Consider the following 23,296-nt stretch of genomic DNA (forward strand, 5'->3'; position numbering starts at 1 on the left):
GCGGGGAATTCGGTCAACGTCAGTGTGCGTTGGCCGCTTCTTCAAACCGGTCCACTTTGCGCAAGGGCTTGAACACGGTGGCCCAGGTCGCCACCACGCCCAGCGTGCACAGGCCGCCCACAATGGCCGCTGGCACCACGCCCAGCCACGCCGCACTGGTGCCCGCGCGAAACTCGCCCAACTCGTTCGATGAGCCGATGAAAAGCATGTTCACTGCGTTCACCCGTCCTCGCATGGTGTCGGGCGTGGAGAACTGCACCAGCGCGCCGCGGATGTACACGCTGACCATGTCCGCCGCGCCCGCCACCAGCAGCGCTGCAAACGACAGCCAAAACAGTGTAGACAGCGCAAACACCAGGTTGGCCACGCCAAATACCGCCACGGCGATGAACATGGTGCGCCCCACCTTGCGGTTGAACGGCCGCATGCTCAGGTACAGGCCCGCGCCCACCTCGCCCACGGCCATGGCGCTGCGCAGTGCGCCCAGGCCGGCAGGGCCCACGTGCAGCACCTCGTGTGCGTAGATGGGCAGCAGCGCCACCACGCCACCCAGCAACACGGCAAACAGGTCGAGTGAAATGGTGCCCAAAATGATGGGCCGCGAGCGGATGAACGCGATGCCCGCGCCAAAGCGCTCAAGCATCGTGCCCTGCGCCGGGCCGGGCGCCGTGGCATACGCCACCTCCACTCTCAAAAGCAGCATCACGCCAAGCACAAAACACGCGCAGCACACGGCATACGTCAGCTCGCCACCGCCCAGCGCATACAAGAAGCCGCCCAGCAGCGGCCCGCCAATGCTGGCGGTGCGCATGAGCATGCTGTTGGCGGCAATGGCTTGCGCCAGCTGGGCACGCGGCACGATCTGCGGCAACAGGCTTTGCATGGCCGGGCCCGAGAACGCACGCGAGCAGCCGTACAGCACCAGCACCGCATAGATGCCCGCCACGCCGCTGGCCCCGTGGCCTGCCAGCCACCACAGCAAGGCGCTGCACACCGCGCCCACCGACCAGCTGATGGCCAGAATGCGCCTGCGGTCAAAGCGGTCGATCAAATCACCTGCGGGTAGCAGCAGGCACAGCATGGGCAGAAACTGCGCCAGGCCCACATAGGCCAGCGCCAGCGGCTCGCGCGTCAGATCGTACACCTGCCAGGCCACCACCACGGCTTGCACCTGCGTGGCCACCACGGCGACCACGCGGGCGATCAGGAAGGAGACGAAGCCGGCGTGGCGGTAGACGCTTTCAGGCGCGGCGTCGGGTGGGGGCGTGGAGGGCGTGGAGGGGGTGGAGGGGGTGGAGGGTTCGGTCACTGAGCGGGTCGCTGGGGCAATGGCAACGGATGGAGCGAGCGGGCGATGCTATCGGCTTAACAAGATGTCTGCTGGGTGCCCGTGCGGCGGGGCTCAGCGTGCATGCCGGTGGCGGTAGTCCCACGGCGCCAGCGGCCGCTTTTGCGACCACAGCCCCGTGCCGCCGGCCCGCGCCTTGCGCTGCAGCGGCGCCAGCTGGGGGTGGTCGCTGGCATAGGGCGTGTACACCCAGGCCAGCCCCGCGCGCACTTGGGCCGTCGCAACGTCGGTGCCGCCGCAGCGCACGTTGGCCACCGTGCGGCCATAGCTGTCGCGGTCTATCGGCTGGAGCGTCGCGCGCTGCTTGAAGCACAGGCGCGCCAGGTTCTGCCGCGACTTCTGGCCAAACGCCTGGCGCGACTCAGGCGCGTCGATGGCGGCAATGCGCACCTTCAATGGCTGGTAGGCGCCGGGCGCGCCGCAGCGCACGGTCAGGGTATCGCCGTCGCTGATGGCGACGACCAGGCAGAGCAGGGAGGCGGCGAGGGGCACGGTCAAAAGAGGGGGGAGAAGGGAGGGCGGGGTACGGGTGTGGCAGGTGGTGCGGTGGCGGCACCTGCCGCTTGTGGGGCCAAAAAATCAAGTGTTTTTGGCCTCTGGCGCTTTATTCATAAGCGCTAGCAGCTATCAATAGTGTAGCTCCCGGCCGTGGGCTACCCGCACGCGGGTGCTCAACACGTCCCACAGGCTGGGCGGGTTGAGTTGAGCGTGTTGTGGACAAGATATGAATCAAAATGCCCTCTAGCGATTGATGGGTAAGCGGTGGCAGCTATAAATATCTGAGCAACCTGATTTTCAGACCCGAACACCCCGCAGCAATTTGATACGTTGACTCGGCGCGACTCAGTCTCAGTTGCACCGCCTTGGCCTCATAGTGAGTGTTTGTGGGCGCGTGGGCACCTTGGAGCAGTCATGCCGCCGACGCAGGTGCTTTTTTAAAATCCCCGGAACCCGGTTCTGGCGCTCGTCATCACAGCCCTCGTTCCGCCGAACTCATTCAGACAGTTTTTTTGCCCCGCACGACACCTGTCGGCGGGCGTACCGTCAATAACCGATGCAGACAACACAGCACCAGGAGTCCCCGGTCTTGAGCCTTCTTACAACGTCACGCCAGCCCGCCCAATCGCTGACAGCCAGCGCCCCCCGCAGCATTGCACGGGCGCTCGCCGTCATGGCAACCAGCGCCGCGGCCCTGTGGCTGGCGGGCTGCTCGGCCACCGGGGGCACCAAGACCTTTGGGGTGCAAGAAAGCTTCGGTTCGGTTGCCACCTATTCGCGCCTGTTTGACGCCACACCGGGCCAGACCTGCGAGGCGTCACGGCGGGCGCTGCTCAGCCAGGGCTATATCATCACGTCGTCCACGGCCGACCTGGTGGAGGGAAAAAAGAGCTTCCAGCCCGAAGCTGAGTCGCACCTGCAAATGGTGGTGCGCGTGGTCTGCGTGCCCGAGGCCAACGACGGCAAGGTCAGCCTGGGTTTTGTGACCGCGCTGCAAGACACCTACGCACTGCGCAAGACCAACAACTCCGCCAGCCTGGGCGTGGGCGCCATCGGGTCGGTGTCGCTGCCGTTCTCGTCCAGCAGCGAATCGCTGGTCAAGGTGGGCAGCGAGACGATCTCCAAAGACGGGTTTTATGAAAGCTTCTTTGATCTGGTCAAACGCTATCTGGTGATTGACCAGGCGCAGGCGGACTGATTTGGGGCCTGAGAGACTTCCGCACTGGGGGTATCCGACGATGCACTTTACTTTTGCAGTGGCTTGGAACACCATCTGCGGCTGAGACACGCCATTCAGTTATGCCATCGAACCGCGCCGTTTTGCCGCAGGTGCCCGCGCACCACCTTGAAGGAGACCTTCCATGGATTCAGTCACCTCGCTCGCATCGTCCGCCACCAACCGCTACCAGGGCGTGACCCGCACCCCTGCGGCAGGCGACGAAAACACCCAGCGCACGGCTGCGGCTGCAGGCAATGCGGCGCAGCAGCCCCAGGCCACCACGGTCACGCTCAGCCGCCGCGCGCAGGAGCTGGCGGCACGGCAGTCTACTGACGACGCCCGCTCCGCTACCGCAACCCAGCAGTCCGCCAGCGCAGCCGATGCGGCGCAGGAAGCCCGGCGTACACAGACTGCACAGGCGACGGAGCAGACGGCGCAGCAGTCGGACGCCAGCGGCGTGCGCGCCCAGGCAGATTCGCAATTGCGCCGCGCCTATGCCGATTCAGAGGGTTCGGTAGCGCGCTGAGCGTAGGGCGTAGTGCGCAGTCTTGCCATCTACGCCGCCTAATCTTCATCCCCAGCGATTTTTGCCATGGCCACTTCCATCGCAGTACTGTCTGGCGCATCCGGCGCATCGTATGCGCTGCAGGCCGCCCGCCGCGAGGCCCAGCAGGCGGAGCAGACAGCGCGTGCGCTTGGCTCACAGGCGCAGTCAGCGCAGCGCGTAGCCGACCAGGAGCAAGCCCGGGCTGACAACCTCACTGCCCAGGCGTCAGATGCGAACGAGCGTTCTGCCACGGCGCGCGGCAAGGTGTCGGCGGCCAGCAACGCCGATACCAATGCCAATGCCAATGCCATTTCCAACAACGCACCTGCTGTCCGCAGCGTGCCGTTTGTGAATGCCTCGGGCCAGACGACGGGGCTGTTGCTGAACGCGGTGGCGTGAGGGCGGCGTTCAGCGGCGCTCCACGCGCTAGCTGCGACCGCATCCGTAGGTCCCCAGAACATTGCAGCGCACCTCGGCAGTGCACACCTGCAGCGCGATGCCTCAGCAGGCTTCCCACGTCCCCGGTTCAAGCCCCTCCAGCGAATACGGCCCCACGGCCGCGCGCACCAGCCGCAGCGTGGGGTGGCCCACGGCGGCCGTCATGCGCCGCACCTGGCGGTTGCGGCCTTCCTTGATGACCAGTTCGATCCAAGCCGTGGGGATGGCCTTGCGCTCGCGGATGGGCGGGTTGCGCGGCCATACCGCAGGGGGCGGTTCCAGCAGGCGCGCGCGGGCGGGCAGGGTGGGGCCGTCATTCAGTACCACGCCGTGGCGCAGCGCCTGCAACGCAGCGTCGTCCGGTATGCCCTCCACCTGCACCCAGTAGGTCTTCTCCATCTTGAAGCGTGGGTCGGCAATCTGCGCCTGCAGCTTGCCGTCGCTGGTCAGCAGCAGCAGGCCTTCGCTGTCGGCATCCAGCCGCCCGGCCACATACACGCCGGGCAGTTCGATGTAGTCCTTCAGGCCCTGCCATTTGCCCTCGGCGGTGAACTGGCTGAGCACGCCGAAGGGCTTGTTGAAGCGGATCAGGCGTACGGTCATGAAAACGGGCTTTGCATGGCGGGTGGCGGGGGTTGACGGGGCAGGTGGCGGCTGCTGAGCATAGCCGCGCTGCGCGGGGCTGTGTCTGACACCCGGTTCAGCCGTTGGCCGAAGGAACTGCATCGCCGTTAGATATAAAATCGGCCCCCAGCGCTACTCCAGCAAGCGCTATTAGCTATCTAATAAATAGCTAATTCATCTGGGCAAGTGTTGCCTGGTCCTCTCAACAAGGCCTCAAGGAGACACCGCCATGGTCACCATTCAGCTCGACATTGCCCAGACCATCGGTATCGCCGCTGTTTTGCTGGTGGTGGGCGAATTCATCAAAAAACGCGTGGGCGTGCTGTCGCGCTATTTCATCCCCGGGCCCATCATTGGCGGGCTGGTGTTCTCGCTCATCGCCTTGGTGGGGCACCAGGCCAACTGGTTCACCTTTCAGTTCTACGACACCATGCGCGCGTTTTTGCTGCTGGTGTTCTTTACCACCATCGGTTTTTCGGCCAGTTTTGAGCTGCTCAAAAAAGGCGGCGTCGGCGTGGCGCTGTTTCTGGCGGCTGCCGTGGGACTGGTGGTGCTGCAAAACGCGCTGGGTGCCGGGCTGGCAACCATGCTGGGCGTGCACCCGCTGATCGGGGTGGCGGCGGGGTCGGTGTCGCTAACAGGTGGTCACGGCACATCGGCCGCATTCGGGCCGCTGCTGGAGCAGGCGGGCGCTGCGGGCGCACTGCCCGCCGCCATTGCTGCGGCCACGTATGGGCTGGTGGCTGGCTGCGTGATCGGCGGCCCGCTGGGCACGCTGCTGATGCGCCGCAACGGCCTGCATGCGTCCGGTGTGGACGGCGCGAAGCAAACCGCTGTGGGCACCGGCACCCTGGCCGCCAAAATGCCCGGCACTGCACCCCTGGCACGCTCGGGCAGCAACGACACCGTGATGTACGCCAGCATCCTGATCGCGGTGTCCATCGGTGCGGGCACCGTGCTGGTCAACTGGCTCAAGGACATGGGGGTGACGCTGCCGTCGTACCTGGGCCCCATGCTGGTGGCCGCGCTGGTGCGCAACATCATCGACTGGCGCAATGGCGAGCTTCCCCTGGGCCAGTTCGAGGTGGTAGGCAGTGTGTCGCTGGCGTTCTTTCTGGCCATGGCGCTCATGTCGATGAAGCTGTGGGAGCTGGCCGAGGTGGCCGGGCCGTTGCTGGTCATCTTGGTGGCACAGACCGCGCTGATGTTCGGGTTCGCGTATTTCGTCACCTTCCGCCTGATGGGGCGCGACTACGACGCGGCCGTCATCGCCGCCGGGCACTGCGGCTTTGGCATGGGCGCCACGCCCAACGCCATGGCCAACATGCAGGCGTTTACCGCCGTCAACGGCCCGTCGGTGAAGGCGTTCTTTGTGATCCCGCTCGTGGGCTCGCTGTTCATCGACTTCTTCAATGCCGTGGTGATCACGGGGTTCATGAACTACTTGAAATGAAGCCCCCTGAGCCGCTTCGCGTCTTCCCCCGTAGGGGGACGCCTCCAGCGGCCCGGCGAAGCCGGTTCCGCGGTGGCGCTGGTGTGGACACAGCGCTCCTCGCGCGCAGCGTCTGACCCGCGCGCAGTGAGTACTCGTCAAGCGGGCACAAATAGGGCGGGATCCACCATCGTGCGGTTGAGCATCACGCCCCAGTGCAGGTGCGGGCCGGTCACGCGGCCGGTGGCGCCCACTTTGCAGAACGCGTCGCCCGTCTGCAGCACATCGCCCACGCGCACATCCATGCTGCTCAGGTGGCAATACATGCTCAGCAGGCCCTGGCCGTGGTCCAGCCACACCGTGCCGCCGTTGAAGAAGTAGTCGCCCACATCAATCACCCGGCCCGCCAGCGGCGCCACGATGGGTGTGCCCGTGGCTGCGGCAATGTCCATGCCGCTGTGCGGATTGCGCGGTTGGCCGTTGAACACGCGGCGCAGGCCGAACGAGCTGGAGCGGCGTCCTGCCACCGGTACTTGCATGCGCAGCGACAGCAAGGCAGCACCCGCGGGCTGCTCGGTAAAGGTCGCCATTACCTGCAGCTGGTGGTCGCGCTCTCGCTCGTAGCGGGCCTGGTCCTCGGGCGACAGGTCTACCGTGCGGGGCGACACCTTGAGGTGCTGCTCCTGGTACCGCTTGGCGGCCACGGTGTAGGGCACTTGCCTCTGTGCGCCCGTGGTTGTCATGACCGTGATATGCGCGGGGCCTGCCACAGCCGCCAGCGGTATGCCTGCCACGGCGGTCCACTCGATCGCGTCGCCCTGCACCAGCAGCGGTACATCCACATCACCCTGGCGCACATGCGCCACCGGCCGCATGGCCGCCGGGCCCAGCGACAAACGCGCCACCCCGCCCGGCACCTGCAAGGCCTGGGGCCACAGCGTGGGTGGCGGGGGCAACGGCTTGGCCTCGCGGCCCGCGGCGGGCAGCGCCAGCAGGCTGGCAGCGCCCAGCACCGCGGTGCGGCGGTTCATGGTTGACGGGGTCATTGGGAGCGGAAGGGCGGCGGGGTCAGACACGGTAGGGGGCAAGCATGAAGGGTGATGGGAAAGTAGGTGCCAGGTGCGCGGTGCGCGTGTCGCCGGGCAAGCGCCAAGGGCCTCGGCGGGCAGTCACCAAAGACTCAGCGCGCCATTGTGCCGCCGCGCCCCAGGCCATCGTCCCTCTGGCTGCGCCAGCCCGCCGTTGGCGACGTCCGCCTACAGTGCGTTACGCCGTGGCCGCCCACAATCTCGCCATGAAAAAACCAGAGGGTCGCCCCCGTTCCACCATGTTCACTGTTGTTGTGACTGCCCTGGTAACGGGCGTCCTTGTGCTGCTGGCACTCAACTTCACCGCTGGCGAAAAAAAGGTGCAGCAGCAACTGCCCCGCCTGTACAACACCGCCAGCCCGCAGTTCGAACGGGCGCTGGGTAGCCTGCTGGGCCCTGGCATTGTGGGCGGCAACGAGGTGACCGAGCTGCTCAACGGCGACCAGATCTTTCCGCCCATGCTGGCCGCCATCAAGGCCGCGCGCCACAGCGTCACGTTTGAAACGTATATCTACTGGTCAGGAGACATCGGCAAGGCCTTTGCCGACGCGCTGAGCGAACGTGCGCGTGCTGGCGTGAAGGTGCATGTGCTGCTTGACTGGGTGGGCAGCGCCAAGATGGAAGAGAGCTACCTCGCCGACATGAAGCAGGCGGGTGTGCAGATTGAGAAGTTTCACAAACCGCATTGGTACAACCTGGCCCGCATGAACAACCGCACGCACCGCAAGTTGCTGGTGGTGGACGGGCAGGTGGGCTTTACTGGTGGCGTGGGCATTGCGCCCGAGTGGACGGGCAACGCCACAGACCCCGACCACTGGCGTGACTCGCACTACCTAGTGCGCGGCCCCGCAGTGGCGCAGATGCAGGCCACGTTCTTGGACAACTGGCTCAAGGTCACCGGCAAGGTGTTGCATGGCGACGTGTACTTTCCGCCGCTGAATCAGCAGCCGCCGGTGGGCACGCAAAAGGCGCAGATGTTCTCCAGCTCGCCATCGAGCGGCAGCGAGAGCATGCAGCTGATGTACCACCTGGCCATCACCGCGGCCGAGCGCAGCATCGACCTGTCGGTGGCGTACTTTGTGCCCGACGAGCTGACACAAAAACTGTTGATGGACGCCCTGGCCCGTGGCGTACGCGTGCGCATGGTCACGCCCGGCGAGCACACCGATACGGCAACCGTCAAAGCCGCATCGCGCGCCACCTGGGGCGAGCTGCTGCAAGCCGGTGCCGAGATCTATGAGTACGGGCCCACCATGTACCACTGCAAGGTCATGATCGTGGACCAGCTGCTGGTGTCGGTGGGCTCCACCAACTTTGACAACCGCTCGTTCCGCCTGAACGACGAGGCCAACCTGAACGTCTACGACGCAAAGTTTGCCCAGCGCCAGACAGAGGTGTTTGAAGACGACATCAACCAATCACGCCGCGTGACCTACGAGGCCTGGCTGGACCGCCCCCTGCGCGAGAAGGTGCACGAGAAGATGACGGCCTTGCTGCGCTCGCAGTTGTGAGTGGGGATTTTTGAATGAAATAGGGCGCTAGCGCTTTGGGGTAAAGCGCTAGCAGCTATCAAAAACGTAGCGTTAACCGCCCTGCTTGGCGAAGGGCATAGATCACCTGGGTGCGTTAACCCGGGGGGTCTGCCCGTTGTGGGTTGATCAGTGCGTCACAAACTCGTACGTCACCGCTTCGCTGTCCACCATGTCCAGGATGTCGTCCAGCACATCCTCGTCTTCAGTGCTGGCCCACAGGTCTTCAGGGTCGGCGGCAAACAGGGGTTCGATGGCGATGTCCATGAACTTGCCATCGGGCAGCTTGATGACCGGCGTGCCTTCGGAGGTGTCCACCAGCTCCCAGTCGTCGGGCACGGTCATTTCGAGTTGGATGGTGACGTTGAGTTTTTTCATGGTGATTTCCTTGTTGCTAACCGGGCAGGGTAACTCAGTTTGGTGAGAAACGAAGGTGCAGCGCTTATCGGCAAAGCCCAATGCGCTACAAAAAGTAGAGCGCTCGCCAAGGTGAGCTGCAAGGTTTTGCACCCGCACAGTGCCCTTCTCTGGCACGCCACTTGCGGTGCCTGGTGTGTGCTGGTGCCGATGCCTCCACAGGCCCCAGGAGCCTCCGTCTGCGTGCGCGCTCCGTTGTGCCCGTGGGCCTGCTGTATTGTTTGTGGCGACTTCGGTGCTGGCATCCATCGCGCCAACACGTCGCGCACTGTCTGGAAACCTAGAAATGATCACCAAAAAAAACCTTGCCCTGACCGCAGCCGCCGTGCTGACCAGCCTTGCTTTCAGCCACGCCGCGCAAGCGGGCCCCCGCCTCGACAAGATCATGGAGGCCAAGGTCATCCGCGTGGGCACGCCCGGCGACTACCGCCCGTTTGCCATCAAGACCGACGCGGGCTACAGCGGCCACGACATCGACGTGATCGAGACCATGGCCAAGGAGCTGGGTGTGAAGATCGAATACGTGCCCACCACCTGGCCCAACCTGGTGAAGGACCTGCAGGGCGACAAGTTCGACGTTGCTGTGGGTGGCATCACCCGCAACGTCAACCGCATGCGCATCTTTGACATGCTGCCTGGCTACGCCCCCTTTGGCAAAGTGGCCCTGGTGCGCACTGCCGACAAGGCCAAATACACCGGCGTGGACGCCATGAACCAGCCCGCCGTGCGCGTCATCAAGAACCCTGGCGGCACCAACGAAACCTATGTGCTGGCCAACCTGAAGGCCGCGCAGGTCAGCACGCACGACAAGAACGCCGAGATCCCCGCGCTGATTGCCGAGGGCAAGGGCGACGTGATGATCACCGAGACGTATGAAGCCCTGCACTACGCCAAGGCCGACCCGCGCCTGCACGCCGCGTTTGTGGATGCACCGTTGACGCCCAAGAACTACCTGGGCTTCATGCTGCCCACCGACGACGCCGACTATGTGCGCGTGATGGGCTTTGTGTGGGGACTGGTGGACAGCCGGGGCACCATCAAGCAGGCGGCAGACAAGTGGTTGAAGTGAAGTCGCTGAAGTGATCAGAGCCTGGGCCCAGGGGCGTGCGAGTTACTCGCCCGGAATCTCAGGCTCCACCAGCAGCGCCAGCAGCTGCAGAGACTCCTGCCAGCCCAGGTAGCACATCTCGGTGGGAATTGCAGCCGGTATGCGCTCTTGCACGATGGAGACGTCGGTGCCCGTCATCACCTTCTTGAGCTGGATGGTGCTGCGCATCTCGCCCGGCAGGTTGGGGTCGTCAAAACGGTCGGTGTTGACAATGCGCTCGCCCGGCACCAGCTCCACGTACTCGCCGCCAAATGTATGCGTCTGGCCATTGCTGAAGTTGGTGAACTGCATGCGGTAGCCCCCGCCCACGCGCGCATCCATGCTGAGCACGCGCCCGGTAAACCCGTGGGGCGGCAGCCATTTGCACATGGCGTCCGGGTTGAGAAACGCGCGGTAGATGCGCTCTGCCGGGGCGCGTAGCACGCGGTGCAGGGTGACGGTGCCGGTGCTTGTGTTGGTCGTCATGCTTGGGTCTCCTGGGGGTGGAAATCTGGGTGGATAAAAGCGTGAACGGCTAAACCATATCGTTCAGTTCACGTGTTCACACCCCTACGACGAACAAGCCTGCGCGGTTTCGACTAACTGCCGCTGCTTCCGCAGTTTTTAGTCTCAGGCCAAAACCGTGCGAACCCCAAAGCTCTCGCTGCCCTGCGCCCATGCCAGCAGCCGATCAATGTTGGGGTGCTTGCCGGGGAAGGCCTGCGCGTCCGCCACGTGCTCGGCATACCACTCCAGCCCCAGGCTGGCTGCCGCAGGCGTGATGCGGCCGCCGTACAAGGCAGCCAACGCGGCGTACACCACCAGCGACCCGGTCTGGCCGGGCTTGTTCTCGATGGTGGCCAGCACCTGGCCGTCGGCACCCAGCAGGTGCAGGGCGGCGAGGTGGCTGGCGGCGGGGAGTTGTTTCAAGCGGTCTGCAAAGTTCATGGTTGTTGGTGAAAAATATGAATGAAATTGGCCTCTAGCGCTTGATGGATAAGCGTTGATAGCTATGAATAGATGAGTATTTTCGTGGCGTGGTTGCGCGCAAGCCCGCGGCGGCTGCGCGGCTAGGAGCCTGTCGGACTTGGAGCGTCGAAAGCGAAAATTGGCCTCAGCGAGGCAAGTTTTTGCCGGATTTGCAGCCCCATAGCCGAGCTATGGGGCAAAAAGACGGTGAAAAATGGACCGCTGGGGTCAATTTGCAGCCGACGATTTCCAAGTCCGACAGGCTCCTAGCCGCTGCGCAGTTGCTGAAGAGCCTGCGACACCGATTCCGTGGCGCTCACCAGATCCTTCACCAGCCGTTCGTCCACGTCCAGCATGCCCTCGTACTCGCCCAGGTTGCGTGTGTTGTGGCATTTGTCCAGCACGCGCCACACCTCGGGCCCTAATCCCAGTGTGTGGGGCAATACCTGGAACACGATGTAGCGGTTACCTGCCCGGTAGCCCATGCGCCGCAACGCCGCCAGACACAAAGCGTGCGCGGCGTTGTAGGCCAGATCAAAACGGCTCTCTAGTGCCAACGCCGTGTTTTGCGCATCGTGCAGGCGAGCGATGCCAGTGCGCAGCAGCCCTGCAATTTCCTTCTCATCCGGAGCCTCGGCTTTGAGTTGCTTGCCTGGGCCGCACAGGTTTTCAAGTGCTGGGTGCATGGAGCTGGGCCTCGTTTCCTATCAGCCAGATTTTGGGTTGCTGCCACACACGGGTGGCAAAGGCATTGTCACTGTCCAGGCGCTGAGCCCAGTCGGCAAGGCTGTACAGCGTGGGGTTGACCTTGCGGCCCAGCGACACGGTGGCGCCTTCCAGGGCGCTAAACACCTCGCCGTAGCCCAAGGTGCTGCTCACGATCATCACATCCACATCGCTCTGCGCCGTGTCTTGCTGGCGCGCCACTGATCCGTAGATGAACGCGCCTTCAATCTGCCCCGCCAGCGGCGCCAGCCCGGTCCGCAGCACATCGGCCAGCCCCATGGTCTTTAGCACCAGCCCGCGCAACTCTGCAAACACGGGGGCGCTGGCGTTGGCCTGGTAGTGCTTTTGATTGCCCTGTTTGCTCACCGTGAGCAGCCCCGCAGCTGACAGGTCCGCCAGCTCTCGCTGCACCGCGCCTGTGCCCGACTGCGCCAAGGCAATCACCTCATTGGCGTAAAAGCTCCGGTCCGGTGTTCCAAACAGCACGGCCAAGACGCGCTGACGCACCTTTGGAAACAGGGCGTTTGCAGTGGGAGATGCATCGAGGGGGATGGTTGAAATACCCATATTGGGTTTCATCGTACCTTTTTTGGGGTTTTATGTCGATTCAGCCGGCACGCATCACGCCTGCCACACCCCAAACCCTGCCGACCGCAGGTCGATGCCAATCTCGATCTCCCGGTCCACCGCGTCTTCGTAGCTCATGGGGTTGAAGCCTTCATACAAATCAGGCAGCAGGCGCAGGCCGTATTGCGTCACAAACCGGTTGGCCTGGATGCCCGCCTTGTGTTTGTCAAACCGCACGTCCGGGTCCAGGCCCGTCATGCCCACATACACGCAGGGCTTGCCGTCGATGTAGCCGGGGTTGCAGCGCCGAAAGCGCGGCTCCAGCAGCACGTCTTTCGACAGCTCGACAACGTACACATGGTGGTGGGGGCGGCGGGCCATGCGGGGGGTGAAGGCAGAAGCGGGGAGCGGGGACGGCGGGCGCGGCGGCTTCGCTTACGCGGCTTCAGTGCTCGCTGTGCGCCTTGTCGCGCGTGAGCCGTTCGGCAAACGAGATGCCGATGGCCGACAGCACAAAGGTGAAGTGGATGATGGCGATAAAGGTGACGATCTTCACGCTCTCCAGCGACAGATCGCCGCTCAGGTAGGTCTTGAGCGCATGCACGCCCGAGATGGAGATGATGGCAAACGCCAGTTTGAGCTTGAGGTTGTAGGTGTTCACATGGTCAAGCCAGTCGGGCTTTTTCATGTCGGTCTTGTCAAAGTGCCCCGTGGTCACAAACAGCGACACCCCGGCCAGCGCCACCACCCACACCAGCTGGGCCACCATGGTCATGTCCACCAGCTCCAGCACCTTGATGATCAGCTCGATCTTCTCCAGGTCGCCCAGTAGCAGCGTCTGCATGAGCTTGAAGGTCTCCAGCAGAAACTTGCCCAGGATGCCGAAGATGATGGCCACCAGCCCCACGTAGAAAAACAGCATGGTGAAGCGCATGCGGTACAGCAGCGAGCCCATGCCTGAAAGAATTTTTTCCATGAAATGCCTTGTTTGCTTGTTTGCTTGTTTGCTTGTTTGCTTGTTTGCTTGTTGGGTTGTTTGGTGTGTTTAAAACTTGCTTGCACCACAGCAGCGCGTGAGCTGCCGGGCCGAATCATAGGCTCGCTTGGCAAAGGCTTTGCGGGGCAAGGCATTGCGTGTTATCACCGGCCCGCCAGCCCCGTGCACCCGGGCCGCCCGGCACGCCCGGCACGGTGAAGCACGTCTTGCACGCTTGAGGATGGCCTTTTGTCAAACATGAGAAACACGTCTTCAACGCCGGCCCCGCCTGCTCACTTACTCGTCCTCTTCCTCCGCCAGGCCGTCACCGCGCAGGCGGCGGTCCAGTTTGCTGCGCAGGGCTTCGGTGTCTTGCAGAAACTGCTCCACCGGCACGGCAGGCGCCACGCGCAGGCTGGGGGGGAAGATGCTGCTCATGTACATCGCGTCCGTCAGGCGCATGCGGTTGAGCCACTGCGCGCCCAGCCATGACGGCACGCCCAGCGCGACCACGGCCACCACCGTCCATGCCAGGCCCACGCGGCGGCGAGGCAGGATGGTTGCCAGGTGCGCGTACAGCCCCCCGGCCAGCACCAGCACCATCAGCACATTGTCAAAGCGCGCCAGCGACTCCAGCGAGAACGCAAACGCGGCAAGGTTCGTCGTCAGCTGCAGCGCGTCGGCCACCAGGTACACCACACACGCAATGCGCACATGGCGCCAGAACTGCAGATGCCCCGCAAACACCTTGTTGGCGACCGACCACAGGCCCGACCAGGCACCCAGCACCAGCAGCAACATCAGCAGCGCGCCCGGCAGCGACTGCAGGTATTTGGACGCATCGCGTGCGTCCAGCCACGACGACCCCAGCGCTACGGCCACCACCAGCGCCATCAGAACGGCCGTGGTGGCCACCGTGCGCCATGGAAACTGCGGCAGCGGCTGCTCGGCTGCAATCGGCGTATCGGCCAGGCGCAGCGTGACGTGGGTGTGACCCAGGTCAATGGGCGTGCCGTCGGGCCAGTCAAACCGCTCGCCCTGGCCATAGTGCTTACTACTTGGCTTGCGCTGCAGGCGTGCGCCGTTGCGCGTCTCCAGCACCTCCACCTGCACCGTGCGGGGGGCATCTACAACGCGATCAATGCGCAAGTGCGTGGGCGCCACAAACGGGTCGTCCAGCACCAGGTCGCAGTCCAGCGCGCGGCCCACGGTTACGGGCCAGCGCGTGATGGGTGCGCGTGCCAGCAAGGCGCCATGGCGGTCAAAGGCTTCGATCAGTCCGAGGGTGGGCATGATCATGGTGCGGCCTCCCAGCGGAAGGCGTTCAGGTAGTGGCTGGCCAGCTTCATGCCGTTGTCAAACGCAATGCCCTGCACGTCCAGGCGGCCCAAAATGCCTTGCGTGGGCTGGTTGGTGGACGCGGCCAGGATGGTCATGTTGTACAGACCGGGCAGCTTGCGGTAGGCCGACATGCAGACCACCGCGCGCAGCGGCAGGCTGCCGGGGTCTACAAAGCGCTCGCTGCATTCGGCCGCCGTTTGGTGGCGGTTGCCGCGGGTCTGCAGCTGCTCGTTGGCAAAGCTTTGCGAAAACATGCGCGCAAACCGCGCAGCGCCCAGCGTGGGGGCGTTGTAGGCCTCATAGCCCAGCCGCACCGCGCCGGTGTTGAAGTCACCCGCCACCACATCGCTGTCGGCCCGGCACTGCGTGCGCTCCAGGTTCAGCCCCGGGAAGGCCGGGTCGCGCCCCGACCCCCAGCACCGCGCCAGCGCATCGTCGGGCACCGGCACGCGGTAGTTGCCGTGGCGCTGCTCGCGAAACGGCGCTTTCAAAAACCGGTCGGTCAGCACCTGCTGGTGCTCCATCAGCTGCCGCGTCATCTCGCCATGCGCGGCCTGGGTGATGGGTTGCGCGTTGGCCGCGCGCTGCACCAGCGCCTGCGCAAACTCGGCCGGGATCAAAAAGCTCACCTGCTCGCCATCCAGCCGTTTGGCCACGTTCACGCCCAGCACCCGGCCTGCGTCGTCCACCGCCGGGCCGCCGCTCATGCCGGGGTTCAGCGTGCCGCCAAAAAAGATGCGTGGGTAAAAGCTGCGTTTGACCAGCCCGTTATAAGTGCCCTCGGTCACGGCAAAGCCAATGTCCAGCGGGTTGCCCAGCGAGTAGATGCGCTCGCCCTGTGCCAGCGCTTCGTCGGCGGGCCTGAAACCCAGCACCGGCGCTGCCGCCGTGCGGCCCTTGGCGCGCAGAACGGCCAGGTCGCGCTGCACGTCAAACGCCAGTAGCTCCACCTCGCCCTCTTGGCCTTCCATCGTCACGTACACACCCCGGTAGCGCTCGGGCTCCAGCGCCAGCTGGCTGGCCACGTGGAAGTTCGTCACGATCAGCCCATCGGCCGATACAAAAAAACCCGAGCCAATCGACGCCTGCGTGTTGGCATTGCGCAGCAGCGTGCGGATCTGCACCAGCTTGTCGCGCGACAGCTCATAAATTCGCCGGGCATCGCGCGACAGCAGGGCGGCATCCGCCCCGGTGGGTGCTGAGGCTGCAGCGGCCCCCGGTGGCGTTGTGGTGCCGTCTGCCGGGTCACTGCCCGCAGGGCGAGTTGCCGGGGTGTGGGCGGCGGCGGGTGGAGGGGCATTCTGTGCGTGGGCGCCCAGGGCGCAGAGCAGCAGAACCAGGGACGAGGTGGCCAGCCGCAGGGGCCGGGTCAGGGGGAAGGGCATCGCGGTATTCTATGAACGCTCTGTATCGCACCAGGTTCTGCCTGGGCAACCCGTCCAATATCCACGCCCCCACCCACCCATGCAAGAAACCCACACCTATCCCATCGGCACGCCCGGCCAACCCTGGGGCGCCGCAGAGCGCGACCAATGGCGCGCGCGCCAGGTGCGCCAGCGCAGCTACGCCGACGACGTGCTCACCGCCATCGAGGCACTGCGCGGCCGGTTTGATGTGGAGCTGTATGGCGATGTGATGTACGAGAACGATCACCACCCCGCAGAACGCTTCCCCCTGCGCGCCATCCGCACCCGCAACTGGCAGCCCGGCCTGCCCAGCGTGCTCGTCACCGGCGGCGTGCACGGCTACGAAACCAGCGGTGTGCACGGCGCGCTGCGTTTTGTGGATACGCAAGCCGAACGCTTTGCAGGCCGCGCCAACCTGCTGGTGGTGCCCTGCGTCAGCCCCTGGGGGTATGAGCGGTTTCAGCGCTGGAACTTCGACGCCATCGACCCCAACCGCTCGTTCAAAGAAGGCTCCCCCGCGCAAGAATCCTTGGCGCTCATGCGGCTGGTGGCGCAGCACCAAGGCCAATATGGCCCGTTCTCTGCCCACATCGACCTGCACGAAACCACCGACACCGACGAATCCGAATACCGCCCCGCAGTGGCCGCGCGCGACGGCAAGGTGTTTGAGCCTGGCAGCATCCCGGATGGCTTCTATTTGGTGGATGACACCGAGAACCCCCAGCCCGCATTCCATCAGGCCATCATCGAGGCGGTCAGCCGGGTGACGCACATCGCGCCTGCGGACGACAAGAACGAAATCATCGGCTCGCCCATGACCGAGCCCGGCGTGATCCGCTACGAATTCAAGGCCTGGGGCCTGTGCGCGGGCATCAGCGGCGCGCGCTACACCACGACGACGGAGGTGTACCCCGACAGCCCCCGCGCCACGCCAGAGCAGTGCATTGAGGCCCAGGTGGCGGCGGTGTGTGCGGCGGTGGAGTTTGTGTGTGGGGAGACGAAGTAGCGCTATTCGCTGATCGTTTTTAGTGCCAAATAGGCCTCTAGCGATTGATAGGTAAGCGCTAGTAGCTACTATAAACGTAGCAATTTTGCCGCTGAGTTCTTGGCGCCCCCAGGGGCTTGAAGCTGGGTGACTTTTACGGCGGATTCAGTAGAGATCCCAGCAACCGGGCACTCACATCGGCCGCATCAGGCGTAGCGAACTGCATGTTGTGCTGCTCCGTCAGCGGTCCGTGGCCTGGCTCCATGCCACCGGCAGCGCTGTAGCCCATGGCCTTGAACTTCCAGACCCCACCGACCAGCTTGAGCGAGCCTACGTGTGCGCCGGTGGCCGTGTGCACCGCCACCACGGCAGCGTTGACGGGCAACAACTGCAAGGGACCAGTCACCGGGCCGGGCGGTACGTGGGCGAATGTGGGGGTGAACGGAGGCGTCATGGAGGGGCGTTGGTGGTGCTGCTGTTCTTTAGATGAAATTTGCCTCTGGCGCTTGATGGATAAGCGCAAGCAGCTATCGAAATTGAAGCAATCTAAAGCGAGAGTGCTGCTACTTGCGCCCGCAGCGCTGGCAGGTCGTTCTGCACGGTTTGCCAGACGATGGCGAGGTCTACGGTGAAATAGCCGTGGGCCAGTGCATTGCGCATTTCATAGGCGAAGCCCCACGGAACATGGGCATGTTTCTGCGCAAACTCGGGGTGGTTCTTGGCCACGTTGTTGCTGGCCTCACCGATCACCTCCAGGTTGCGAATCACGGCGTCGCATGTCTTGCGGTCTGCCAGGAAGGCCGCCAAGTCCATCCCCACCGTGTAGTCCTGAATGTTGTCGACGGCCTCCAGGATGTGCTGCAAATAGTCCGCCACCCGCAGCGGGTGCGCTCGGCTCATACGGCCATCGCCTCGCGCAGCACTTGGTCGCGAAAGCTGGCGGGCAGGCTGTTGGGGGTGAGCACATCCACCTCCATGCCCAGCAACTGCTTTAGTTCAAACCGGATCGCGCCAATGTCCATCAGCGTGGTTTGCGCGGTGGGCTCCACCAACAGGTCCAGGTCGCTGTCGGCCGTGTCGTCCCCATGCAGCGCCGACCCAAACACCCGCACGCTGCTCACGCGGTGGCGCAGTGCGATCTCGCGGATTTGCGAGCGATGCAGGGAAAGGGCTTCGGAGGGGCGCATGGGTTGGAGTTTAGTAGCGTTGCGTTTTTATGAGACAAATTGGCCTCCAGCGCTTTCAGAAAGTGCGCCAGCAGCTACTAAACCGATAGCGAGTGCTCGTCCAAAAAGATGATCGCGCGGTGGCGGTTGATGCTGGCCAGCATGTAGGGGTTGCGCACTGCGCCTGGCTCCACCAAGTCCACGCCCCGGCCGAGCAGGGCCTCCAGATCAGCCTTGGCACCAAAAATCGAATGGAGCCCTGGCTCAACGTCTGGCGAAAACTCCACCAGAAAGTCAGCATCGCTGTGCGCCGGGTCAAAGTCACTGACCCGCGCAGCCGAGCCAAACACTTCCAGCCGCCGAATACCGTAGCGCTGGCAGATGGCGGCAATGCCGGAGCGGTGTTGGGCGATTGCGGGGTGCATGGTGGTTGTCAGCTAGTCGCTGGTCTTGCCGCTTGGCGGCGAGGACTGCTCTTCACGGCCGTGCAAAAACTCTTGGGGACTGATATGCAGCACTTTCCCGTTTTCTGCGACAACCATGTACGTGTCTGACCGCTTGGCATCTTCAGCCGCGCGCAGCCCCGCACGCGTCAGCGCTGCCAATGCGGCTTGGGCGGGGCTTGAGGCGGCGGGTGTTGTGGGGGCTAATGCACTCATGGGTTGACTCCTTCAGACAGCAACATCGGCGGTCGGTGCTGGTTTTTATATAGGAACCACGCGTTGACGATGGGCTTGTAGGTCTTTTCGAACTGGTTCAGCCCTGCCGCAAACCGCCTACGAATCACATCGTCTGGAATGTTGTGGCCACCCTGCGACACTCGAACCCTTACCCGATCAATCGCCATTTCAGCCGTTGGCAATTGCAGAAAATACAAGCTGACGTGATAGCCAAGCGTTCGCCAATGCAGCAACTTCGCTGCATAAGCCCGCCCAGACAAAGTCGTTTCCAACGCAAAGCTGCGGCGATGTGCAACGTGGTCGTCGATTTCCGCCAGCATGATCCGACCCGCCTTAATCGCAGCGACTTCAGGTGCAAAGGGCGACAGGCCCGCTGCAATCAGATCGGCATTGACGAACACCGGGCACTGAGCCTCCATGGGTAGAAACTCGCGCGCAAACGTTGTTTTACCGGCACCGTTGGGGCCCGCGATGATGATGGCGCGCGGCTCGGTTTCAGTCATGGAGTGAGGGCGGTCTGCGGGTCAGTGCAAAGCCAGATCCTGCGGCCACAAAAAGTAAGGGCCAAAACGGGACTTCGCGACAAACTCCACGCCCGCCTGCTCACCCTTCGCTGTAAGCGCGTGTTTGTCCCCTTGCTGCGTGAGATAGCCCAGTTCGGTGGCCCGGTCCAGCAGTTGCGCCGTTTTAAGTCCGAACTTCTGGGCCAGCTTGGAAGATGGAACCTTGTCGCCACTAGATGTTTCGCTGTCGGTGCTTGAGGCCTCTACGCTTTGGGTTGCAGCAGGTTCAGGTTCGCTGCTGGCGACACGCTCCAGCGATATCCGGACTTCATCGCTGATCCGAATGATGCGCTGCGCCTCTTCATAAGCGTCTTTGTAGAGCTGTCCGTCGTCGCTGCGCTGAATCAGGATGCCCATCTCGTTGTTGTTCACCTGGCTGAATTCGTACAGATTCAGGCTGGTGATGATGCACATCTCTTCGTTCATGTAGCACTTGGCGTGCAAGTTCTTGCAGAAGCTGGTGCGGATGTAGGTCAGGCCGCGCAGCCATTCAATCTCTTGCGGCTGCAACTCGCTTTTACCGTAGACGATGCGAACGTCGATTTTCAGACGGTTTTTGTCGGCCAGCAGCTCCTTCATGCGGTCGTTGAGCTTGAGGAAGGGGCTGATCAGTATTAATCGGTCTGATGCACCTTTGATTAGTTCTTCCAAGTGGTAGTTTGTGCCGGTTGTCGAAAGAAACTTTGCCATTTATGCTGACTTCCCGTGGAAAATAACGTTTAAGGCTTATTGATAGCAGCTGACCTGGATCGTCAATAAAGGCAAAAGGCCATATCGGACCCCGTTGCCGGCGGGCGACACATCGACCAATGCGCCCCCTAGTCCTTTTCAATTCCCGCGAGCTCTGGGTTGCTTAGTTGCGCTGCGCAAAATTTCAACTTTCTCTTTCGTGAAGTCTTGTATTGCCCTGAAGCTAAACATCTCCTCTTTTGGCATGCCCAGCGAGTATGTTTCGCGTTCGAGGTTTTCCTCGGAGAACAGGTAATTTAGAAAGCGCTCTACGCGATCCAAGCGAACCTTGATCCGCTCAACCTTTTCATGTTTGGTGAAGTATGAATACTCCGTTTTTGCAGCTTCAGCCAGATAGTTGCTGACTTGCAGATCAAATATGCCACAGTCCGTACATATCAGATCGAGATACGTGAAATAGAAGGCTAAATCTTGGTATACGTACAAGCCATAGTTTGTAATTTTCACTGAATCGACCAAAGGCGAAAAGTAATCAAGGCGATTGTTCGATTCGATAAAACCATGCTTTAACAGTACATCAAGGTTGTTTTCAAAATCCTCCACCATTCTGAAAGTCTCTGCAAAATAGGCGCGAAGTTCCGCAACGGAAAAATACGCTGGAGAGGATATGTCAACCCCTTTGGAGATCTTTCTCAATATTCGGAGGCTCGTGAAGTGCGATCCGTGTCTGGGAGAGCGGATTTGAAATACGTTCGGTATGTCGCTCAGATGCTCATCATAAAAATATCTTGTTGGGACCATTACCGGTTTGATGACCTGGTGTATTTTAAAAGTCCAATGGCCACTACCGATCATTTCGTCAACATTGGTGTACCCCGATAAGAGAAAGCTACTGAAAAGATCGAGGGAAAGGCGAATGTCACCATGGGCGCAGGCTGTCAAAAAGCTATTTAGTGGCGACGTGTCGTTTGAGAATTCCCGAGTAAGAATATTTAAATAGTTGACGCAATCTGTGTTGAACTTGTCGTCGGCAAAGGTCATTCCATCGTTGCTTTTCTTTCTGCCCTTAATCAAATCAACTATGTAGTCCAGCCGCTTTTTGAAAACTTCTGACGGTTTGGGTGAGCTGATATGAAATCCGGATTTCTGAAACGCGTCAAGTACACCATGAATTTTTGAATTGAAAAAACGTTCTTCTCGCATGGAAATTAGTGCCATGCAGTTTAGTTGTTTTGCAATTTCCTGAGCAGACGTGAAGCAGAAATCTTGAACTTCAGACGAATATTGATCTGTGTTGTCAACGATAACGATTACGCCTTTCCCTTGTTTCGCCCAATACTGGACAAGTCTCTGTGCGCAATAGATCTTATCGTCTTTCCACTCCGAAACGAGTCTGTTTAGAGTGAGGTTGTAGGCTTCTGTATTGCTGTTGAGGCCCGCAAGATTTTGCTTTTGTGCAATATCGAAACGGTCTTTAAAGAGTTCGCTTAAAAGCGTCTCACGGTCTGCATTCAAGAGGGAATTCGTATCAAACGAATTAACTAAAGAGTCCCAAATAAATTTTCTGATTATTTCTATATCTTCTGGAGTATTTAGTAGGTCAACAATCGCAACGGCTGCACGATCCTTAAGCCACCGCGGCGGGTTGTGGTGTAACAGGCGTTTTATGAATGTCGATTTCCCTGCTCCTTTGCCACCGAAAAGTACTAATACATCGCTTGCGCGCTTGTTTTTTAGATTTCTCGCAAGTCGACCACCAAGTTGCCCGCCCTTGCCTGTATCTTCTAGTTGTTGAATTCCGTACTCTTGGAGATAGGGGGAGAGGGAGTCTTTAATAAGTGACCGCATGCCGTCGAAAGTCCCTTGATACTCCCGTTGTGACACGTAGCAGTTATCCATGAAATCGCGGTCACCATCAGCAATGACTCCGAAATATTTTTTTGCAATCGGCCGCAGTCTTGTGGCTAAGCGATTTGATGTGATTGGATGTGCATAAGAAGAGATCTTTTCTTTTGGGAAATAGATGCTTCGATCCTTTGGAGGGGCGCTGGTAAGGAGTGTGGGAAGCGAAGAATTTTCGATCACTGAAGTAAACGAAAACTGATTTACTGCTTTGGTGTATTCCTTGAGAAAGAAGTGCAGATTTCTTACTACAAACGCCTGCAGATTATCCCACTTTTTGCCTTTTTCGAAAGTCTTGAAGAATATCCATTCATGTCCGTTTGTGATGCAGGCGTATTCGCAGCCGAGCTCAAAACAGTAGTTTCTAACCTGATTTATTGCAGCGCTAATACTCTGATCGGAAATGAGCTTCTTGATATTTATGAAACATGAGGTTTCGTTACTGTTGTACGCAACTGGGATTTCAAAGAAGACGCCTTCTTTCTTGGCTTCTATTACCAAAATTGCGTCGTCGTTGTTCTTCTTTAAAATGTAGTCTGCATATCCCGGGTACACATGCTCTTCAACGGAAACTCTGTTTCTAGGCCAAGAAAGGAAGTCGTGAATGATGAAGTCAATAACTCTATGTCTTGTATCTGCTTCGTTTAAAGCACGGTCTTTGCTTTCGAGAATCAAAGCCTCAAGTGCTTCCATTACTTCATGAGTGCCATAGCTATTAACCGGGTCTTGTGCCATCTCTGTACCCCCTCTGTTCTTATCTGATCTAGCGAAGGATGGAGTTCCTGTGTCACTTCCCCCAGGAATCCTTCAACCCCACCGCCAAGTTAAACACCGGCTTCCCCGCCGCGTGATCCACGCGGTCCGCCACAAAGTACCCGTGCCGTTCAAACTGGAACTTGTCGTCCGGCTTGGCGTTGGCCAATGACGGCTCCACGATGGCGGTCACCACCTTCAGGCTGTTCGGGTTCAGGCTCTCAATGAAGTCCTTGCCGCCCGCGTCGGGGTGGGCGTCCAGGAACAGGCGGTCGTACATGCGCACTTCGGCGTTCACGCCGTCGGCCACGCCCACCCAGGTGATGGCGGCTTTCACCTTCACGC

28 protein-coding genes and 1 pseudogene are annotated in these 23,296 nt (G+C 61.3%); 7 read left to right on the top strand and 22 right to left on the bottom strand.

Annotated elements, in window-relative coordinates; genetic code table 11:
* Positions 1-19: 19 nt before the first annotated feature.
* Together ACK4OE_RS06175 and ACK4OE_RS06180 are read right to left on the bottom strand one after the other, a co-directional pair.
* Positions 20-1,309: an MFS transporter gene (locus ACK4OE_RS06175; RefSeq protein WP_409883768.1), complete on the bottom strand. Its 1,290-nt coding sequence runs from the start codon at positions 1,307-1,309 to the stop codon at positions 20-22.
* Positions 1,310-1,402: 93 nt separating this feature from the next.
* A complete protein-coding gene (locus ACK4OE_RS06180) occupies positions 1,403-1,840 on the bottom strand; it encodes a thermonuclease family protein (RefSeq protein ID WP_409883770.1) in 438 nt (145 codons plus the stop codon).
* Positions 1,841-2,519: 679 nt separating this feature from the next.
* Here ACK4OE_RS06180 and ACK4OE_RS06185 point away from each other — a divergent pair.
* The 3 genes from ACK4OE_RS06185 (at position 2,520) to ACK4OE_RS06195 (ending at position 4,011) form a co-directional block, all read left to right on the top strand.
* Positions 2,520-3,044 (top strand): DUF2242 domain-containing protein, encoded by a 525-nt coding sequence (locus tag ACK4OE_RS06185; protein WP_409883805.1) that lies wholly within the window; start codon positions 2,520-2,522, stop codon positions 3,042-3,044.
* Positions 3,045-3,207: 163 nt separating this feature from the next.
* Positions 3,208-3,591, top strand: coding sequence for a hypothetical protein (locus tag ACK4OE_RS06190; protein ID WP_409883772.1), 384 nt, complete (start codon positions 3,208-3,210; stop codon positions 3,589-3,591).
* A 66-nt stretch (positions 3,592-3,657) separates the two neighbouring features.
* Positions 3,658-4,011 carry a hypothetical protein gene (locus tag ACK4OE_RS06195; protein WP_409883774.1) on the top strand — a complete coding sequence of 118 codons (354 nt, stop codon included), beginning with the start codon at positions 3,658-3,660 and terminating at the stop codon, positions 4,009-4,011.
* A 102-nt stretch (positions 4,012-4,113) separates the two neighbouring features.
* Here the strand turns inward: ACK4OE_RS06195 and ACK4OE_RS06200 are convergent, their stop codons facing one another.
* Positions 4,114-4,776 carry a pseudouridine synthase gene (locus ACK4OE_RS06200; RefSeq protein ID WP_409883776.1) on the bottom strand — a complete coding sequence of 221 codons (663 nt, stop codon included), beginning with the start codon at positions 4,774-4,776 and terminating at the stop codon, positions 4,114-4,116.
* Positions 4,777-4,903: 127 nt separating this feature from the next.
* Between ACK4OE_RS06200 and gltS the strand changes: the two genes are divergently transcribed.
* A complete protein-coding gene (gene gltS, locus ACK4OE_RS06205; RefSeq protein WP_409883778.1) occupies positions 4,904-6,127 on the top strand; it encodes a sodium/glutamate symporter in 1,224 nt (407 codons plus the stop codon).
* Positions 6,128-6,264: 137 nt separating this feature from the next.
* Here gltS and ACK4OE_RS06210 read toward each other — a convergent pair whose 3' ends face one another.
* A complete protein-coding gene (locus ACK4OE_RS06210) occupies positions 6,265-7,152 on the bottom strand; it encodes a peptidoglycan DD-metalloendopeptidase family protein (RefSeq protein WP_409883780.1) in 888 nt (295 codons plus the stop codon).
* A gap of 281 nt (positions 7,153-7,433) precedes the next feature.
* On the opposite strand from ACK4OE_RS06210, the gene ACK4OE_RS06215 reads away from it, so the two are divergent.
* On the top strand, positions 7,434-8,705 hold the full coding sequence (locus ACK4OE_RS06215; protein WP_409883807.1) for a phospholipase D-like domain-containing protein: 1,272 nt from the start codon (positions 7,434-7,436) through the stop codon (positions 8,703-8,705).
* Between the two features lie 147 nt (positions 8,706-8,852).
* On the opposite strand, the gene ACK4OE_RS06220 is transcribed toward ACK4OE_RS06215, so the two are convergent.
* Entirely contained in the window at positions 8,853-9,101 is a 249-nt protein-coding gene (locus ACK4OE_RS06220) for a hypothetical protein (protein ID WP_121419513.1), read from the bottom strand.
* Between the two features lie 325 nt (positions 9,102-9,426).
* Here ACK4OE_RS06220 and ACK4OE_RS06225 point away from each other — a divergent pair, with 325 nt between their 5' ends.
* Complete coding sequence (locus ACK4OE_RS06225; RefSeq protein WP_409883782.1) at positions 9,427-10,209, top strand: transporter substrate-binding domain-containing protein; 783 nt, start codon at positions 9,427-9,429, stop codon at positions 10,207-10,209.
* Between the two features lie 42 nt (positions 10,210-10,251).
* Here ACK4OE_RS06225 and ACK4OE_RS06230 read toward each other — a convergent pair whose 3' ends face one another.
* The 8 genes from ACK4OE_RS06230 to ACK4OE_RS06265 all read right to left on the bottom strand — a co-directional run bounded on the left by ACK4OE_RS06230 (position 10,252) and on the right by ACK4OE_RS06265 (position 16,191).
* Positions 10,252-10,713 carry an SRPBCC family protein gene (locus tag ACK4OE_RS06230; RefSeq protein ID WP_409883784.1) on the bottom strand — a complete coding sequence of 154 codons (462 nt, stop codon included), beginning with the start codon at positions 10,711-10,713 and terminating at the stop codon, positions 10,252-10,254.
* A gap of 144 nt (positions 10,714-10,857) precedes the next feature.
* A complete protein-coding gene (locus tag ACK4OE_RS06235; protein ID WP_409883785.1) occupies positions 10,858-11,175 on the bottom strand; it encodes a DUF2322 family protein in 318 nt (105 codons plus the stop codon).
* 287 nt (positions 11,176-11,462) lie between these two features.
* A complete protein-coding gene (locus tag ACK4OE_RS06240; RefSeq protein ID WP_409883786.1) occupies positions 11,463-11,882 on the bottom strand; it encodes a hypothetical protein in 420 nt (139 codons plus the stop codon).
* Positions 11,866-12,489 (bottom strand): transcriptional regulator, encoded by a 624-nt coding sequence (locus ACK4OE_RS06245; RefSeq protein WP_409883787.1) that lies wholly within the window; start codon positions 12,487-12,489, stop codon positions 11,866-11,868. Before ACK4OE_RS06245 ends, ACK4OE_RS06240 begins: the two co-directional genes overlap by 17 nt.
* Positions 12,490-12,543: 54 nt before the next feature.
* A complete protein-coding gene (locus tag ACK4OE_RS06250) occupies positions 12,544-12,870 on the bottom strand; it encodes a hypothetical protein (protein ID WP_409883788.1) in 327 nt (108 codons plus the stop codon).
* A gap of 64 nt (positions 12,871-12,934) precedes the next feature.
* Positions 12,935-13,465 carry a YqhA family protein gene (locus tag ACK4OE_RS06255; RefSeq protein WP_409883789.1) on the bottom strand — a complete coding sequence of 177 codons (531 nt, stop codon included), beginning with the start codon at positions 13,463-13,465 and terminating at the stop codon, positions 12,935-12,937.
* Between the two features lie 297 nt (positions 13,466-13,762).
* Complete coding sequence (locus tag ACK4OE_RS06260; protein ID WP_409883790.1) at positions 13,763-14,764, bottom strand: FHA domain-containing protein; 1,002 nt, start codon at positions 14,762-14,764, stop codon at positions 13,763-13,765.
* Positions 14,761-16,191: a serine protease gene (locus ACK4OE_RS06265; protein WP_409883791.1), complete on the bottom strand. Its 1,431-nt coding sequence runs from the start codon at positions 16,189-16,191 to the stop codon at positions 14,761-14,763. Before ACK4OE_RS06265 ends, ACK4OE_RS06260 begins: the two co-directional genes overlap by 4 nt.
* A 79-nt stretch (positions 16,192-16,270) precedes the next feature.
* On the opposite strand from ACK4OE_RS06265, the gene ACK4OE_RS06270 reads away from it, so the two are divergent.
* On the top strand, positions 16,271-17,218 hold the full coding sequence (locus ACK4OE_RS06270; protein WP_409883793.1) for a M14 family metallocarboxypeptidase: 948 nt from the start codon (positions 16,271-16,273) through the stop codon (positions 17,216-17,218).
* 133 nt (positions 17,219-17,351) lie between these two features.
* Here ACK4OE_RS06270 and ACK4OE_RS06275 read toward each other — a convergent pair whose 3' ends face one another.
* The 9 genes and pseudogenes from ACK4OE_RS06275 to ACK4OE_RS06315 all read right to left on the bottom strand — a co-directional run.
* Positions 17,352-17,651: a hypothetical protein gene (locus ACK4OE_RS06275; protein ID WP_409883794.1), complete on the bottom strand. Its 300-nt coding sequence runs from the start codon at positions 17,649-17,651 to the stop codon at positions 17,352-17,354.
* 92 nt (positions 17,652-17,743) lie between these two features.
* Entirely contained in the window at positions 17,744-18,097 is a 354-nt protein-coding gene (locus tag ACK4OE_RS06280; RefSeq protein ID WP_409883795.1) for a DUF86 domain-containing protein, read from the bottom strand.
* Positions 18,094-18,384, bottom strand: coding sequence for a nucleotidyltransferase family protein (locus ACK4OE_RS06285; RefSeq protein ID WP_060987401.1), 291 nt, complete (start codon positions 18,382-18,384; stop codon positions 18,094-18,096). The genes ACK4OE_RS06280 and ACK4OE_RS06285 overlap by 4 nt, the downstream gene beginning before the upstream one ends.
* A gap of 77 nt (positions 18,385-18,461) precedes the next feature.
* The gene (locus tag ACK4OE_RS06290; protein ID WP_409883797.1) at positions 18,462-18,788 is read right to left on the bottom strand and encodes a nucleotidyltransferase family protein; all 327 of its coding nucleotides are present in this window, start codon (positions 18,786-18,788) and stop codon (positions 18,462-18,464) included.
* Between the two features lie 12 nt (positions 18,789-18,800).
* Complete coding sequence (locus ACK4OE_RS06295) at positions 18,801-19,022, bottom strand: hypothetical protein (protein WP_409883799.1); 222 nt, start codon at positions 19,020-19,022, stop codon at positions 18,801-18,803.
* Positions 19,019-19,546 (bottom strand): zeta toxin family protein, encoded by a 528-nt coding sequence (locus ACK4OE_RS06300; RefSeq protein WP_409883800.1) that lies wholly within the window; start codon positions 19,544-19,546, stop codon positions 19,019-19,021. The genes ACK4OE_RS06295 and ACK4OE_RS06300 overlap by 4 nt, the downstream gene beginning before the upstream one ends.
* A gap of 21 nt (positions 19,547-19,567) precedes the next feature.
* Positions 19,568-20,296: a phospholipase D family protein gene (locus ACK4OE_RS06305; protein WP_409883801.1), complete on the bottom strand. Its 729-nt coding sequence runs from the start codon at positions 20,294-20,296 to the stop codon at positions 19,568-19,570.
* Positions 20,297-20,434: 138 nt separating this feature from the next.
* The gene (locus ACK4OE_RS06310; protein ID WP_409883802.1) at positions 20,435-22,933 is read right to left on the bottom strand and encodes a type I restriction endonuclease; all 2,499 of its coding nucleotides are present in this window, start codon (positions 22,931-22,933) and stop codon (positions 20,435-20,437) included.
* A gap of 52 nt (positions 22,934-22,985) precedes the next feature.
* A pseudogene (locus tag ACK4OE_RS06315) lies at positions 22,986-23,296 on the bottom strand (glutamine--tRNA ligase); the annotation flags it as partial.

Source organism: Acidovorax sp. (genome assembly GCF_046314175.1).
Classification (GTDB): domain Bacteria; phylum Pseudomonadota; class Gammaproteobacteria; order Burkholderiales; family Burkholderiaceae_C; genus Acidovorax.